At 40.3% G+C, this 16,501-nt stretch carries 13 protein-coding genes; 11 read left to right on the forward strand and 2 right to left on the reverse strand.

What is annotated here, in order from left to right:
• Window positions 1-70 precede the first annotated feature (70 nt).
• From WKF66_RS17155 to WKF66_RS17190, 8 genes are all read left to right on the forward strand, one after another.
• Window positions 71-3,010 (forward strand): CheR family methyltransferase, encoded by a 2,940-nt coding sequence (locus WKF66_RS17155; protein WP_489675718.1) that lies wholly within the window; start codon window positions 71-73, stop codon window positions 3,008-3,010.
• Window positions 2,985-3,290: a hypothetical protein gene (locus WKF66_RS17160; RefSeq protein WP_489675719.1), complete on the forward strand. Its 306-nt coding sequence runs from the start codon at window positions 2,985-2,987 to the stop codon at window positions 3,288-3,290. Before WKF66_RS17155 ends, WKF66_RS17160 begins: the two co-directional genes overlap by 26 nt.
• Before the next feature lies 1 nt (window position 3,291).
• Window positions 3,292-3,954 (forward strand): response regulator, encoded by a 663-nt coding sequence (locus WKF66_RS17165; RefSeq protein ID WP_489675720.1) that lies wholly within the window; start codon window positions 3,292-3,294, stop codon window positions 3,952-3,954.
• 82 nt (window positions 3,955-4,036) lie between these two features.
• Window positions 4,037-4,447 (forward strand): response regulator, encoded by a 411-nt coding sequence (locus tag WKF66_RS17170; protein WP_489675721.1) that lies wholly within the window; start codon window positions 4,037-4,039, stop codon window positions 4,445-4,447.
• Window positions 4,448-4,484: 37 nt separating this feature from the next.
• The gene (locus WKF66_RS17175) at window positions 4,485-4,841 is read left to right on the forward strand and encodes a helix-turn-helix domain-containing protein (RefSeq protein ID WP_489675722.1); all 357 of its coding nucleotides are present in this window, start codon (window positions 4,485-4,487) and stop codon (window positions 4,839-4,841) included.
• A gap of 83 nt (window positions 4,842-4,924) precedes the next feature.
• Window positions 4,925-5,221 (forward strand): hypothetical protein, encoded by a 297-nt coding sequence (locus WKF66_RS17180; RefSeq protein WP_489675723.1) that lies wholly within the window; start codon window positions 4,925-4,927, stop codon window positions 5,219-5,221.
• Complete coding sequence (locus tag WKF66_RS17185) at window positions 5,202-6,752, forward strand: sensor histidine kinase (protein ID WP_489675724.1); 1,551 nt, start codon at window positions 5,202-5,204, stop codon at window positions 6,750-6,752. The genes WKF66_RS17180 and WKF66_RS17185 overlap by 20 nt, the downstream gene beginning before the upstream one ends.
• Window positions 6,745-7,122 (forward strand): response regulator, encoded by a 378-nt coding sequence (locus WKF66_RS17190; protein ID WP_489675725.1) that lies wholly within the window; start codon window positions 6,745-6,747, stop codon window positions 7,120-7,122. Before WKF66_RS17185 ends, WKF66_RS17190 begins: the two co-directional genes overlap by 8 nt.
• A gap of 234 nt (window positions 7,123-7,356) precedes the next feature.
• On the opposite strand, the gene WKF66_RS17195 is transcribed toward WKF66_RS17190, so the two are convergent.
• Together WKF66_RS17195 and WKF66_RS17200 are read right to left on the reverse strand one after the other, a co-directional pair.
• Complete coding sequence (locus tag WKF66_RS17195; RefSeq protein WP_489675726.1) at window positions 7,357-7,917, reverse strand: hypothetical protein; 561 nt, start codon at window positions 7,915-7,917, stop codon at window positions 7,357-7,359.
• Window positions 7,918-7,978: 61 nt separating this feature from the next.
• Window positions 7,979-10,321 carry a TlpA family protein disulfide reductase gene (locus WKF66_RS17200; RefSeq protein ID WP_489675727.1) on the reverse strand — a complete coding sequence of 781 codons (2,343 nt, stop codon included), beginning with the start codon at window positions 10,319-10,321 and terminating at the stop codon, window positions 7,979-7,981.
• 422 nt (window positions 10,322-10,743) lie between these two features.
• Between WKF66_RS17200 and WKF66_RS17205 the strand changes: the two genes are divergently transcribed.
• Genes WKF66_RS17205 through WKF66_RS17215 form a run of 3 tightly spaced genes read left to right on the forward strand, consistent with a single transcriptional unit; the run spans window position 10,744 to window position 16,496 of the window.
• Window positions 10,744-14,001, forward strand: a complete 3,258-nt coding sequence (locus tag WKF66_RS17205; RefSeq protein ID WP_489675728.1) for a SusC/RagA family TonB-linked outer membrane protein — start codon at window positions 10,744-10,746, stop codon at window positions 13,999-14,001.
• A gap of 8 nt (window positions 14,002-14,009) precedes the next feature.
• Window positions 14,010-15,539 (forward strand): RagB/SusD family nutrient uptake outer membrane protein, encoded by a 1,530-nt coding sequence (locus WKF66_RS17210; RefSeq protein WP_489675729.1) that lies wholly within the window; start codon window positions 14,010-14,012, stop codon window positions 15,537-15,539.
• Between the two features lie 57 nt (window positions 15,540-15,596).
• Entirely contained in the window at window positions 15,597-16,496 is a 900-nt protein-coding gene (locus WKF66_RS17215) for a glycerophosphodiester phosphodiesterase family protein (protein ID WP_489675730.1), read from the forward strand.
• Window positions 16,497-16,501: the final 5 nt, after the last annotated feature.

Genomic DNA, 16,501 nt, shown 5'->3' on the forward strand with positions numbered 1-16,501 from the left:
TTATGGGCTTCGTGAGTATTAATTAGCAAAGTTTTTTATTTTTATCCATACTTGAATACTGTTACTATTTATGGAAAAGCCCTTGATAAGAGAATCTCATAAAGGGATTTTACCAGATTTAAAAGCGAAATCCCCAGGAAAATCTTCCTTTCCGATCGTTGCCCTTGGCGGATCTGCCGGTTCGTTCTCGGCCATTGAATTGTTTTTTAGAAGTATGCCAGCCGATAGCGGAATGGCTTTTGTCATCGTCCTGCATTTGGCTCCGCACCTCGAAAGCAGACTAAGTGATGTAGTCCAGCATTACACCCCAATGAAAGTCGCTGAGGCTACGGATGGTATGGTCGTTGAACCCAATCATGTATATATTATTGCACCAAATTGTGATATGGGTATCCATAACCGGAAACTATTGCTACTTAAAACTGAGATTAAAGTTGTACGGCAACCCATAGACTTTTTCTTTCAAAGTCTGGCGGATGATCAATGGAACATGGCCATCGCTATTGTGCTCTCCGGTATGGGTGCTGATGGAGAAACAGGAGTACGAATGATCAAAGAGAACCTTGGCCTAACTATCGCTCAAGATCCTGAAACCGCGCAATATGCAAGCATGCCTTTGGCGGCTATCGGCACAAACATGGTAGATTTCGTCATTTCGCCAGAAACAATGCCCTTAAAGATCATACAGTTCATGAATCACCCGGTATTTGACCATGGAGCGGCAACGGACGAAAACCGGATGAGTCCAAAACGAAATACTGCAATTCAACAGATACTTATGCTCTTGAGGTCTCAAACGGGAAATGACTTCGCGTTGTATAAAAAAAGCACCATAGTCCGTAGGATTGACCGACGGGTTGCATTTCATCAATTTTACGACTATCCAGAATATGCCAATTATCTTAAGGACCATCCTGAAGAAATTATTATATTAATGGACGAACTTTTAATTGGGGTCACCAAGTTTTTCCGGGATAGTGCTGCTTTTGAATCACTTAAAATTAGCATCAATGAGTTGTTGTCTAATAAGCATAACAATGAGCCAATTAGGGTTTGGGTAGCCGCATGTTCCACTGGTGAAGAAGCATACTCAATCGCCATGCTGCTTATGGAATGTGTCGCAGACGCAAGCGAGTCAGGAAACAGAAAGATTCAGATTTATGCTACTGATTTGGATCAACGTGCATTAGAACATGCCCGAACCGGAATGTACCATTCCAATATAACTGCTGACGTATCGCCGGCGCGAATTAAGCGTTTCTTTCATTATGAGGATGGCCGTTACCAGGTGAAAAAAGAATTAAGAGATATCATTGTCTTTGCGCCACAAAACCTCATTAAAGATCCGCCATTTATAAAATTAGACTTGCTATGTTGCAGAAATCTGTTGATCTACTTCACTGCTGAGCTACAGAAAAAAATAATTCCCTTGTTCTATTATGCTCTGAATGCGGATGGTTTAATGTTAATGGGCCCTGCGGAAAGTATTGGCGGCTTTATGGAAATGTTCTCAGTAGTTGATCCAAAATGGAAGCTGTTCCGCCGGAAAAGCGGCAAGATGATACTAAACAACCTCACCGAATTCCCTTTCAATTTCAGCAGAGAGCAGCCGGTAAAAGCTCTGGAACAGCTACCAACAGAAATTAATAAGAGAACAATAGGAGACACTTTTAATAAAGTATTGATTGATAACTTTACACCAGCTTCTATATTGGTGAATGACAAGGGCGACATTTTGTATAACAATGGAAAAACAAGCAGATACCTGGAGCTTCCTGGTGGAGAAACTGTAGTAAATAATGTGTACAAACTTGCAAAAGAACAATTTCAATATGGAATTGGTACCGGGATTGAACAAGCACTCCAATCCCCGGGGAAAATATGCAGTACAATCGTGCTCTTCGAAGAAGGTTCGAATCTGTTTCCCATTGATGTGCAATGTCTGACGATTTCTGAATCGGAAAATCATCCACTGGTTTTGATTGCTTTTCAGCAGCAAGGAATGGTGACTAGTGCTAAAGCCTCCCCGAATTTGATTAAAGAATCCAGAGGAACAAAATTGCTCAAGGACGAACTCTTGTTCACCAAGCAAAAACTGTCTAATACTGTAGAACGTATGGATTTTTCTCTCGAAAAATTAAAGCTTGGCAATGAGGAATTGCAGAGTATAAATGAAGAACTGCAAAGCACTAACGAGGAGGCCTTAACAACAAGAGAAGAAATGCAGTCACTGAACGAAGAATTGATGACGATTAACATCCAATATCAATCTAAGGCAGAAGAACTGACGCTACTGAACAATGACATGAAGAATCTTCTGGATTCCACAGAAGTTAGAACATTGTTCTTAGACAATGATTTGAAGATCTTAAGATTCACTCCTTCTTTACGACCGATATTCAATCTAATAGCCAGCGATGTGGGTAGACCTATAAACCATATTGTTTCCAACTTTGAAACACCTTTGGAGGAAAGTATGATTAAGAACGTAATTGATAACCTGGTTGTGGAAGTTACAGACTTAAAAATGAAAAACGGAGACTGGTATCGCTTGCGTGTTATGCCTTACCGGACACTTGATAACTATATTTTTGGTGCCGTACTAACGCTTACTCCTATTACAGATTATAAGCGATTGGAATCGGGTTTGGCTGTGGTTCGTGGGTATCTAATTAACAGCATTACAACGTCTACTGAGGCCATTGCACATCTTAATGTTGAGGGTCGGATCTTAGTCGCCAATCAACCATTTGCCGATTTTTGTAATTCCAGCTTGGAGGTTTTGGCAGTCAAAAGAGTGGACGATCTGCTTGATTTGAGTTTAAAAGATGAATTTGCGGTTTTTATTGATCAGTGTTTACAAAGGTCCGAAACAATTTTTAGGGAATTTGAGTTAAATGGAAATCATTCCGGAGTCTATTTAATAAGCGTGACGCCAGTGTTTGAGACAGCGAATACTGACACTTTCATAATTTTGTCTATCCATGAAACCCCCCAAGTCGTCATCTGATATAAAAACATCAAAAGAGATCGAGATGGAACGCCTCCTGGAGGAATTGAAGTTGCATCAAACAGAATTGGAGATACAAAACGATGATCTACGGGTAGCAAACGAGAAACTCGAACAGCAACAACTAAAGTTCAGTGGTGTCTACGACCTCGCTCCTGTGGGATTTTATGTATTAGACCAAGATTCGGAACAGCAAAATAGTCTCGGTGGCTCGGGCTTACTAAGCATTAAGAACCGACTTGGCTTTTATAATATAACTATTACTCCTAGCACAACCTGATATGGGAGATGGCCAGATTAATATTCTTCTTGCAGAAGATCATCTTTTAGTTCGAGGTGGCATTAAAGCAATTCTAGAAAGAGAAGCGGACTTTATCATCTCTGGTGAGGCAGATAACGGACAACTGGCCGTAGACCTGATGACCTCTGGAATAGCCGTCGATATCATTCTAGCTGATATGAATATGCCAGTAATGGCTGGCATACCCTTAACAGAGTGGGTAACAAAACATCACCCTGAAGTCAAGGTAATTGTCCTTTCTGCGTTAGATAACGATCAGTATGTATTTAAAGCTATTAAGGCAGGTGCAAGCGGTTATTTGTTAAAAAACGTAAGCTCTAGTGAGCTCATATTTGCAATCAGGCATACTTATGAATTCGGTCTTTATATTTGTGCTGAACTTTCAGGCAGATTTTTAAACCGTATGCTTACGGTCCCTGCACCGGTTACAACAAACAACCCAATTGAAATTGACTTTTCCAACCGGGAGGTCGCGCTTCTTACCCTGATTGCCGATGGATATACAAACCAGGAGATTGCTGCAAAGCAATTTACAAGCGTAAGAACGATTGAAAATCAGCGTCAACACCTATTAAATAAAACATCGTCCAAGAATACTGTGGTATTGATCCGCTTTGCGATGCTTCATGGGATAATTAAATAATATTCACGTAATAATCATTTAAAAAGAACGTATTTATACTCAAGTGGTGATAATCCTTAGCAGTACATTGCCAAAACTTTTAATGAAAGGGAAACGAGACGCTGCTATGAAAAAATTATTGGTTTTAGATGATGATATAGATCTTCTTGATGTTCTGCAAATGGCTTTTAGTGATGCAGGGTACCATACAAAGTGCGTTTCTAAGGTGGATGACATCGTTGGGTTGGTCAGAAGTTTCAGTCCTGATGTCCTTTTAGTTGACCTGATGCTAAATGGTGTTGACGGAGGCCACTTGTGTGCGTATCTGAAAGGACAACCAGAAACGAAACATTTACCGATTATCATTTTTACAGCCGGGCAGAACCCAAGTTGGCGTGCTGGAAGTTTTGGGTGTGATGAATTCATTTACAAACCTTTTGACCTTTTTGAATTAATAAGTAAGATTTCCCTGCATAGCGACAGGCTTGTAAGCAGCAGTTGTGTAGAGCTTTAACTAAGTACGGATTTAACCAAATAATAAGATAATAGAGATGGAGCATCATGGACAACTTTTGGAACAGTTTATCAGAGAAAAAGGTTACAGTATTGCGGAATTCGCAATAAAAATTGACGTAAATAGACGCATGGTTTATAATTGGCTAAATCAGTCACAGCTCAGTTCCGAAACAATTATAGTGATTCAAAAAGCTTTGAATGTCAATTGCTCAATGGATTTCCTGGGTTTATTCGGGAAAGCTGAAACAACCAAAGAACATAAACATTCTGATGTTCCACAATTGAATCAATTGGTGAACAAGAACGATCCTTTAATGGCTAAATATATACAGTTGCTTGAGAAACATAATAGTCTACTTAACAACTCGTTACAACCACATTGTGAAATTTAGTGAAGTATTTGCAGAAAATTGACAGCTAATACTCAATTTATATAAATCTTAAACCTTTGCCTGACGAGCAATGTTAGAAAAGAATGAAACATTCGATACTATACGTAGAGGGCACAAAATATTCAGTGACTCAAAATGAAGACGCAACCTACAACGTAATAAGCGATTACAATAAGAGCATTACCATATATCCTAAACTTGGAGCTTACCTGACCTATAAATGGGCTACCATAGAAGGCGAAGAAAGCCCCCTGATAGAGAAAATTGGTTTTAGTATTGAATCCCAAAACCTTAATGACCTACTTGCCAATTGTGCAAGGTCAGGAAGCAAAGTAAATTCTTCAGTAAAATTAGAATTTAATGAACTTTACTCAGGGTAAGTTTATCTATTCGAGTGAAACCCGGGAACAGGATTTCGAGCTCCTAACTAAGGCTCTTGACGCCTCCATTTCTGGTATTACGCTTACGGACCATACGCAACCAGACAATCCCATTGTCTATTGCAATACCGCCTTCGAATTTATGAGCGGCTACGCCCGCAAAGAAATTATTGGGCACAACTGCAGGTTCATGCAGCAGGACGATCGAGGGCAGGAAGCCAGATCTGCGCTTAGAAATGCGATTGAAAACGGGACTGAATGCAAGGTGGAAATTCGGAATTATAGGAAGAATGGCGAACTTTTTTGGAATGAGCTCTACATGTCTCCTATCTACAATCAAAACGGTGTCATAACTCATTTCATTGGCGTTCAAAATGACGTAACTCCCAGGAAGAAGCTAGAGGAGGAACTCACAATGAACCAGAGAGAGATGGAAAAACAAATGCTAGATCGGACCAAAAGTCTTCAGGAAAGCGAACAGTTTCTTTCCAGTATTATTTCTACTGTCAGGGAAAGTCTTCTGGTATTGGACCCTAACTTTTACGTAGTCAGTGCAAACTCGCACTTTCTGAAAACCTTTAAGGTTAGTATCGCCGAAACGGCAGGAAAGCTGCTTTACGAATTGGGGAACCATCAGTGGGATATCCCAAAATTAAAGACGCTGCTTACTGAAATCCTTCCTACAAATAATCCTGTTGAAGATTTCGAAGTTGAACATGATTTCCCACACATCGGAAAAAAACTGATGTTGCTTAATGCTTACAGGGTTGAGCATGAAGGTCAATTCAAAGACCAGATTCTCTTAGCAATAGAAGACATCACGGACCGCAGCGAAGTTGACAGAAGAAAGGATGATTTCCTTTCGATAGCTAGCCATGAGTTAAAGACCCCCCTGACCACTATTAAAGGATACATACAAGCGCTAGAGAGAAGTGTATCTGCGGATGCAAGTGACAAATTCAGATCAATCCTAAGTAAGACCTCGTTGCAGGTGAACAAATTGAATAATTTGATTGCAGAGCTTTTAGATGTCTCTAAGATTCAGACTGGAAATCTTGAGCTTCATAAAGAAGAATTTGATTTCGATAAAACGGTTGAAGAGACCGTTGAGGGAATACAAAGCGCATCTGATCATCATGACTTGATTATAAAAGGAAAAAGCGGTGTTAGGATATCGGCTGACGAGTCACATGTGATACAAGTGTTGAACAATTTGATCTCAAATGCAATAAAGTATGCGCCGGAATCCAGGGATATATTGATTTACGTTTCTATAGTTAGTGATTATGTTAAAGTCTCCGTGACTGATTACGGGATGGGTATAGCACCTGAAGATCAGAAGCGACTGTTCGAGCGTTTCTTCCGGGCTGGGGAGATCCAGCATCGTTTTCCAGGTATGGGTATTGGGCTCTATATCTGTGACCAGATCATACAAAATCACGGAGGAACCTTATGGGTGGAGAGCGAAAAAGGCAAAGGTTCCACATTTAATTTTACATTACCAATCCATAAAGAAAGCGATAATGATTAACAAGAAAATATTAATCTGTGACGACGATGAGGATATTTTGGATATGCTTGAAATGATTTTAGAAGACACTGGATATGAAATTATTACCGAACAGAATAGCTTAAACTTAAATCACCTAATAGAAACGCGGTCACCCGATCTGATCATTTTAGACCTTTGGATGCCGGTGCTATCTGGTGACTACGTCTTAAAAAGCCTACGTAAAAATCCAGAAACGAAGGACCTGCCAGTAATTGTTATTTCTGCAAGCAGGGAAGGTCAAACCATCGCTAATCAAGCGGGAGCGTCAGACTATCTAGCAAAGCCATTCGATTTTGACGAACTGATCTCCAAAATCGACCAGCAGTTAAGCCCAGAATTCTCGAGATAACTAATTCGATGCCCTGCGTTGACGCATAAGGTTACTTTCGACAAGGATCCCGCGTTAGGAAGAGGGCTGGCTTTTACTTTAAGGAGATGGAATTAACTCTAATTGGCAAAATGGAGGCACCTGCGGCAGCAGAAGTTAGATGATCTTCAATATAGAGGGAGAGGTTGCAGTGATGGTTGTTTCTTATTGAAATGTTGGTGTCGATGACAACGGTGTATCAATCTTCAGCAGCCTCTAGAAATTATCTTCGTACCTCTGAAGCAGCCAATTGGTAAGTTCTGTTGATTTTAACAAGATCATTAGTCCCATGATTATTTCTGCAAATGCAAAATAGTTCACATTTCTGGTTTCCTTTTGGTTTAAAGAAGTGACATTATTTGCCTCGCCATTTACCATATTTATCGAAGTGTTCGTTTCTCTGTTGTAACTGTAAGTTATGCAGTTAGCGCATCCATGCATAAAAATGGCAAGTGCAGCAACCAGAACGATTACGTTATAAACCAACCTTGGGTTTAAAGCAACCTTGTCTTCCCCTCCTGCATCAAGCTTTAAGATTGAGACAATTCTTCCGGTCTTAAACAAGCAACAAAAAGCAACAACACCAGGTACTATACTATCAAAAAGCATATTGATGGCAACAAAGCCCATAAAAATATTTTCAAACCCTCCATTGCTTATAAACATGGCAATTATGCTAAATGTAGATAATATACCTCCCAGGGATTGAAGGAAGGTCCATAATGCAAAGAGTCCAACAATTTTTAGCGTAATTTCGAAGAGCGTTTTCTTATTCATTATAATATACGATTGACCTAATCAAGATATAATTATTATTACATATTTGACAAAGAATGACCTATAATTCCCAGTCTAAGTATTTAGTAATCAGCGTTGAATATTCGCTTCTAGAAGGGATGCCAAGATAAACGCCATTAGGAAGTAACAACACCTTTGTCGGGTAATGCGAGACCTTGAAGTCGTGCTCTACCTGGCCATCCGACATCAGCACTTGATATCCATATTTCTTTTTCGTCATGAAATCATCAACCAGGTACTTTTTATCGTAACAGGCAATGGTAGTGACCTTTAATTTCTCAGGTGCAGGGTTGTTAGCATGCAATGCCTCAACCAAATGAATCTCATCTACACATGCCAGACACCAGGTGCCCCAGAAGTCTATAAAAGTGAAGGGCTGTTCGAAAACTTTGCTACTAACGGACCGGCCAGAAGTCTCCTTGAGCAGAAATGCAGGAGTGCTTGGAAGTTTACTTTTTAATGCTTTACTGAGAAACATCTTAAAATCACCTTTGGGATAGGCCTTAACATAATCGACTTTAATTTGCTCATAGCGTTCCGGCTCAATAATAAGCAAGTCTATCATTTTGTAAAGTTTCTGTTCAGGAGTAAGCAAGCTACTACCGCTACTACTCATCAGCATTTGATTGTAATCCTTTGCAGGCAAAAACACGTACTCTGGCTCCAGGGTATAATTGGCATCTAGCTTATCTTGCTGATCAGGCATGTAATCTCCGGCTAAGCTCAGGTAAGAAATGCTTCCTTTGCTATCTAATAGGCTTTTCCGATAATACGCATCGGCTAAATATTTTCGCGTGAGCACTCTGTCTTCCCCTTTGGCAAGTGCGGCGAGTGTGTTTTTAAATTGTTCGATGGAATAGTCCAGGTATGCGTTTCGAACAGAATCTGCCACTTTAGCCCTTACCAGTTCATCGTATATTAAAATGCGATATCTGCCTTTTCTATTTGATAGACCGTCGAACGATATTTTAGTAAGCGGAATAATTTCGTCTGGAGTACTAGCAAGTCTCGCTCTCGTGTATGTCTTAAGCGCAAGAAACATTTTGTCAACCTTTGGGTTCTTCAAAAGTTCAGTGTCTTCAATTAGCTTAAGCTTTTTACGCAGGGTCTCTATATTGTTTGTTTGCAAGACATCTTTCGCCAGATCATTATGCAACAGGCCTTCAATAATGTGCATATTTAGCGGATATCCTTGCTCGCTCATCCTTGAGAACTTCCTGAATAGCAGTTCAATTGCATAGTTCAAGTTATTTGAATTCCCAGCTTGGTACTCGCGTCTCGCCTTCATCATGACGTGGTAATCTCTTGTGAGCGCATCGTATGGAACCTTTTCGTAAAGATCTCCATAAGATCTATCACCTATTAGACCTGCAAGATTAAGCCTTGCAGCCCAATAGTTTAAATTGTCATCACTAAAAAGCCGATCAAGGGAGTCTACTTGCCTTTTAACTTCATCTGCTACACCTAGTTTTCCCTTCTGATTCTGGAGCTTATCGCTAAGTCCAGCGAGATGTCGTACAGCAATCTGTTCTGGTGTGTAATATTCTTTATAATGAAAGATTTTGTCAAACTCTTCAAATAGTAAATTATCAAAACCCAGGTTATTAATATTAGAACTCACCAGGTTTATAGCGTCACTGTTGGCGCTAAAAGATAATTTCTTCGTGTCCAATAGTAAGGTTTGCGATACATAATCTTGTCTGTAATTCATCAAAAGGCCTGTCTTTTTCTCCTTGCCCATGTTAGTGCTCGTCATATTGCTATCCAGAGTTTCATGGTCAACCCAAACGATATCCCCGTCATTCTTTGAGCTACCGGTTTTAGTCTTCCCTTTACCAACATAAGCAGAATCGAGGTTGAGGGCATCCCCTTTTGGAAAAATACGCTTCAACTTCCTAATAAACTTGGCATCACTATAAGAATGCTCCAAAAGGAATTTGTTCGGCTGATCTCCATCAGGAATTTTTTGTTCTTCGAGCGCCGTTGCTATCTTGGCCCGTAATTGATCCATGCCGGCTATACCTAAAACATTATACTGTTTATCAATGGTCAGAAATAAAGGTGAAGTGGACAGTACCTTAGCGGCAACGGCTTCAAATGTCTTGTTTTGCTCCTGCATCGGCAACTTGGAATCTGAAAGTTTCCCATTGGATACGGAAAGTATGGTAGGTTCTGTGACTTTTAACAAATACTGGCCTTTTGAAGCCTTCAGTACCTCGAAGTTTATAACGTTATAATTCAAATTGCTGGAGGGTACATTTGGCTCATACTTACTAAAATCCAGCGTCTCATACTTGAACTGTTGCTTCTTTTTGAGGTGTAAAGTCTGCGCATTTAATAATGTTGCAGAAATAAGTAAGAGAATTACGGAGAGGCGTTTCATGGTTTTAAATTTGGTATAGTGAAAATACGAAAATAAATGATCTTTCGCGATTACCTATTCTACGGATACTAAGTGACCCATCTAAAGCCACGCTGGTTTCCCCACCAACATCCCTTTAAGCATCAGGGCGTCCTTCGTTGAATAGACCTATATCTTTTCTTGACCTACCCGGCCTTAATATTAGTTTAATGGACGGGGGCCATTTCTTGTTTTAGACTTAACACAGCGCATACATAGTGTTAAAAGTACACTGCTAGTTTTGCGCATATCCAAGACCCTGAACCGAATTACCGAAACACAAAAAGCTAGCCTATGTGAACTTGACTTCTACAACGCTTTAATCAGTAAAAACTCAATAAACTTCTCTTTCTCAAACAATCACTAAGAATAAAAAAATGATATCAATTTTATCAACAAGAGGTATGAAAAATACTTGTTGGAAATTGCTTTTGCCATTAGGACTACTCGCAGTTTCTAATTTGCCAGTCATGGCAATAAGCAATGGAAAACCGATACCGGTATTAAAATTAAGCAATCGTTTCGTACTGGTCTCTGGGACCGTAACTGACGAAAAGGGGATCCCGCTTCCAGGGGTAAGTGTATATGATAAGCAAACGAAAAAAACCACATCGACGGATAGAGAAGGAAAGTTTTCTATCGATGTGCCAGACGCTGCGACCTTAGTTTTTTCCTATGTAGGTTTCGACAATCAGGAGATTACAGTCTCAGGTAGCAAAGCAATTAATGTTAGATTAAGAGAAAGCAGCAACAGCCTTGAAGAGGTCGTAGCGATTGGTTACCAAAAGATCCGAAAGTCGGATGTAACAGGTGCCATAAGCAGCGTTAAAGCCAGTGAAATGAACTTAACAGCACCTACGGTGGGCCAGGCGCTGGTTGGTAAAGTAGCAGGTGTTCAGGTTTCTCAAACGAGTGGAGCACCCTATGCAGGTACAAAAATCAGAGTACGGGGTGTTGGTTCAATCAATGCCAGTTCTGACCCATTATATGTGATTGATGGTTATCCTTCTGGAAACAACATCTCTATCAATCCGGAAGACATTGAAACAATAGACATTTTGAAAGATGCTGCATCAGCAGCCATTTATGGCTCCAGAGCATCCGGCGGTGTAGTCATGATCACAACCAAGCGTGGTAAAGATGGAAAAGGTCGCTTTGAATACGATGTTCAAGGAGGTATTTCACAGTTGTCCAAAAAAGTAGATCTTTTGGATGCCAATGAATTTATACAGCTTCTAATTGACGGACGTAACAATGCCTACAAAGATTTGTGGGTAAACGCCGGAAAAACATGGAACGACAGCATGTTTGGCGATAACAATGCCACGCGTATCACCAATGTTGGCAATGGAAGCAGTGTTAGTATCCCAACTGATCTCTATAATTTTGGTACTCAGCAAGCCATACCTTCGGCAACTAATACGGATTGGCAGGATGAGTTGTATCGCAACGGCGCATTTCAACGTCATAACCTTTCGTTTTCTGGAGGATCGCCGGATATCAAATACTTCTTAAGTGGAGGGTATCAGGATAACGACGGTATCGTAACAAACACCAATCAGAAAGTAACCAACTTCAGAGGAAATGTGGATGCAAATGTGAGCAAACGTCTGCATGTTGGTGCTAACCTTGCCTACACAAAGAATGACAATAGAGAAGTGCAGGAAGGACGATATAATTTGAGCCCTATGATGTCGGCATTGATTTATCTGCCATATCTACCTGCTAGAGATGCGAACGGGGTACCAATACAGTTCGGAATGGGTGCATTATCTTCCCAGTTCGGTGTTCAAAACCCAGAAAATCCTTTAGCTACAGTTGAACAACTAAAAATTACCAGAAGAAGTGATAGAAGCTCTTATAACGTAAATGCCTCTTTTAACATTTTAGATGGCTTAGACTTCAAAACAAACGTTGGTATGTTGACTTACAACGAAAAGTATGAATACTATCTGCCTACAAGTTTAAGTAATGGTAATAATGCTCCATACTCAACTGCGGCGGTTACTGCTGCAACCGCCATCGCACAAACCCTCAATCGAAGAGACCAGTTGGGCGAGTTCACTTTGAACTATGATAAGACTTTTGGCAAGCATAAAATAGTTGGCTTGGCTGGTTACTCTTTTCAGGAGACATTCACTGACATAGTTAGAGTAAATGCACGTGGTTTTCAAAATGATAAGATTGATGAGATCACAAACGGGGGCGTTGAGGCAGGCTTTTTTTCACTTGACAATTCGAACAATTCGAAAACAGGTAAAGTAACAACTACCTTATTATCTTATTTCGGGCGTTTTAGTTACAATTACAACGGGAAGTATTATTTAACGGGTTCATTGCGCAGGGATGGTTCTTCACGCTTTGGCGCTTTAAACCGCTATGGTGATTTTGCTTCGGTGGCTGCAAGCTGGAATCTTTCGGAAGAAGATTTTTATAACAACTTTTTAGGAGAAGGCTCTTCTGTCAAAATTAGAGGAAGTTGGGGCTTAAGTGGTAACAATAACATTCCAGATTATAGAACAGAGCAGGAAATGAGCGCACCAGGTGGCGTTGTTTTTGGCAATGCAGTAGCTACAGCTTTCTGGCCAAGTTCTATTCAGGACGCTCGCCTGGGCTGGGAATCAACCTCTCAATTTAACTTTGGAACTGATATCGGCCTATTTAATAACCGGGTATCCATCATGGCCAATTACTATTTAAGTAATTCCTTCAATCTATTATTCAATCAACCAATTTCGGCGCTCTCTGGTACCTCAAACATTCTTACCAATTTAAGAGATAGTAAGGTCCGAAATACTGGTTTTGATTTACAGATAGATGGCAGGGTAATTCAGAAGAACGGTTTCACATTTGGTTTAAACGGAAATATTTCGGTAAACCGGAATAAGGTTCTGGACCTGGGCGGTAACAGCACAATTTTTACTGCTGGAGCAGAACGATCTTACATTACACACGTAACTCAAGAGGGCCAACCTATCGGTATGTTCTACGGATTTAAAGCGCTGGGTAGAATCACACCAGAATTATTAGGTAAAGTAGCGCCATCAGCAGCGTCTACCAACCCTGCTAAAGTTGGCGACCTATACTTTGAAGATATAGACGGTAATGGCGTTGTGAACGATGCTGACAAACAAGTCATCGGAACTCCACATGCTAAATTTACTTATGGTTTCGGCTTGAATACTTCGTATAAGACTCTGGATCTAAGAGCATCTTTTAATGGCTCCTATGGGAATAAGGTACTCGATGGTCAGGATTATTACCTGTATAACTTCGAAGGTTCTGGTAATCAGTATGCGGATGTAGCCAACCGTTATAGAAATGAGGCTAACCCAGGTAGTGGTTTGAATTACCGTCCTTCTCGTGCTGGTACGCAAAGCAACAGTACAAGATTATCATCATTCTACATTCAGGATGGTTCGTATATAAGATGTACAAACATTACAATGGGCTATACATTCCCTAAAGCACTGGCGAACAGCCTTAAAGTTACCAATGTTCGGGCATATGCAAGTGTAGACAATGCTTTTACCATAACAGACTATAAAGGTTATAATCCAGAGGTTGATTATAACAATGGTGCTAACCTGACACCTGGTGTGGATTACGGAAATTATCCACTGGCACGCACCTATAACTTAGGTATTAAACTTACTTTTTAGATCAGAAGATGAAAACAAATATTTATCAAATACTTGCCCTTTCAACAATTTTGTCCCTGGGCGCATGCAAAAAAGATTTCCTGGCACAGAGCAATCCAAATGCAGTCACAGCAAACGATTTCTTTACTACCGAAAATGATGTTTTGTTAGCGGTAAACGGTGCCTATCAATCATTGAGAAGCAACAATACGGTAGGTGAAAACAGTGGCTTGTTTACCGATGAACGCTCTGATGATGCGGGGAGAAACGACAATCAAAGCAATGCTGGAGAGCCTTTCCAATTTAACGATTTTTCGTTACTTCCTAGTAACTCCTATCTTAAATCTCATTGGCTTGCACTCTACAATTCAATTGCAAGAACCAATGTTATATTAGCGAACGTCGATAAGGTTTCCTACAGCAACCCTGCTACCAAATTGAACTATATCGCTGAAGCAAAGTTCATAAGGGCCATTATGTATTTTGAACTGGTAAGAAAATGGGGTCCTGTTCCTATTGTTACCGAACAACTCCGCACCACGGAAGAAGTTAACGCAGTTACGTTTCGTGTACCAGAGGCTGAGGTATATAATCAGATTGTTTCGGACTTAAAAGACGGCCTGGCCAGTACCCTGCCCAATCTTCAAACTGCTGCAGGAATCGGACGAACTTCAAAAGCAGCCCTAAACGCCTATTTGGGAAAGGTGTATCTGACAATGGCTTCGACACTTCCAGACAATAAAGCAGAGAACCTTGCTAACGCTAACACTTACCTTTTAGCTGCATACAACATGAAAACCTTCGGGAATCTTTCTGAAATTCCATATGTTGATGTGTTCGACGTTGCTAAAAAAACAACTTGTAAAGAACTAATATTTCAAATCTCCAGCAGACAAGGGGATATCAACTATAGTTCAAGCATTGCGGCAAATAATCAGCCAACAGGCGAAACTGTTAACTCACTTAGAGTCACAACTGGTATTGGTGGCAATGTTAAATTAGATCTTGTTAACGAATATGAGAGCACAGATCTACGAAAAGATTACTCCATAAAATATGCCAATCATGCGACGGTGAAAGACTGGTTCATTACGAAATTCAGAGACACAAATCCACTGGCGACTAACAATGGGTACGGTGGGAATGATTGGGTTCTGATGCGTTATGCAGATGTAATTCTAATGCTTGCTGAAGTGAACATGTTGCAAGGGAACACCGGAGCAGCTATTCCATATTTAGACATGGTAAGAACCAGAGCTGGGATGCCAACTTATGCGATTTCCATGGCAACACCGGCATATGCAACGAAGTTTCCAACTTTGAAACTAGCAATCTTACATGAGCGAAGAGTAGAATTTGCCTTTGAACACCAAAGATGGTTTGATTTGATCAGATATTTTACTGCAGCAGAATTAGTGACTTATTTGAAGGCAAAACCACAGGATTCATACGGTATCGCCAAACTTGCTAATGTGACAGCAAAAGATCGTTACTTCCCAATCCCATTTGATGAAGTGAAGTTAGATCCACTAAAAATGTATCAAAATCCAGGCTATTAACCCCTATACTTGCAAACCCAGGCGATTGAGTAATCAGTCGCCTTTTTACATTAATTAATGAGAAAGAAAATAGTTCTACTCTTGCTGATAGCGATAGCTGCCATCAACAACGCATTTTCACAACAACCAGCAACAAAACTTGCCAATGTTTTCAGTTCAAAAAATAAAGAGATTTTAGTAGCTGCACATCGCGGAGACTGGAGGATTGCGCCAGAGAATTCCATTCATGCACTACTAAGCTGCATCGAACAAGGCTTCGATATGATGGAACTGGATGTTAAAATGACGAAAGATAGTGTGCTGATCGTGATGCATGACCAGACTATCGATAGGACAACGAATGGCAAAGGTAAAGTAAGTGACTATACCTACGAGGAGATCAGTAAGTTTCGTTTAAGAAATGGGCTTGCACGGGTAACCTTAAATCAGATACCGAAGTTCCATGACATGATGCTCGTTGCAAAAAGCAAAATCCTTATCAATGTGGACAAAGGCAATGATCATTTGAAGGAGGTTTTCAATGTGTTAAACGAAACTGGAACAACCAATCAATCAATTGTGAATATTGGGGACAATATTGCTTACCAGAGCCTCATTCAAATAGAGAAGATCCCAGCCAATGCTTACATCATGGTAGTTGTAGACATGACAAAACCAGGCGCGATGGACTTGATCAAAACTTATCAGCCTTTTAAAAACAGCATGATTCAACCGATCTTTAATACGGATACATTGAGTAATATTAACCTACTTCCGCAAATCGCTACATCACAAAGGATCTGGTTGAATAGCTTATGGCCATCGCTAAATGGAGGCCACGACGATGACCGCGCAGTAGAGCAAAATCAAAAAGCGGAAAGCTGGGGATGGCTGATTGACCATAAGCCAGTCATCATTCAAAGTGATAGACCTAAAGCATTGATTTCTTATTTAAAAGAAAGAAAGCTTCATAATTAGGCTTA

The sequence above is a fragment of the Pedobacter sp. genome (genome assembly GCF_037719805.1).
Taxonomy (GTDB): domain Bacteria; phylum Bacteroidota; class Bacteroidia; order Sphingobacteriales; family Sphingobacteriaceae; genus Pedobacter.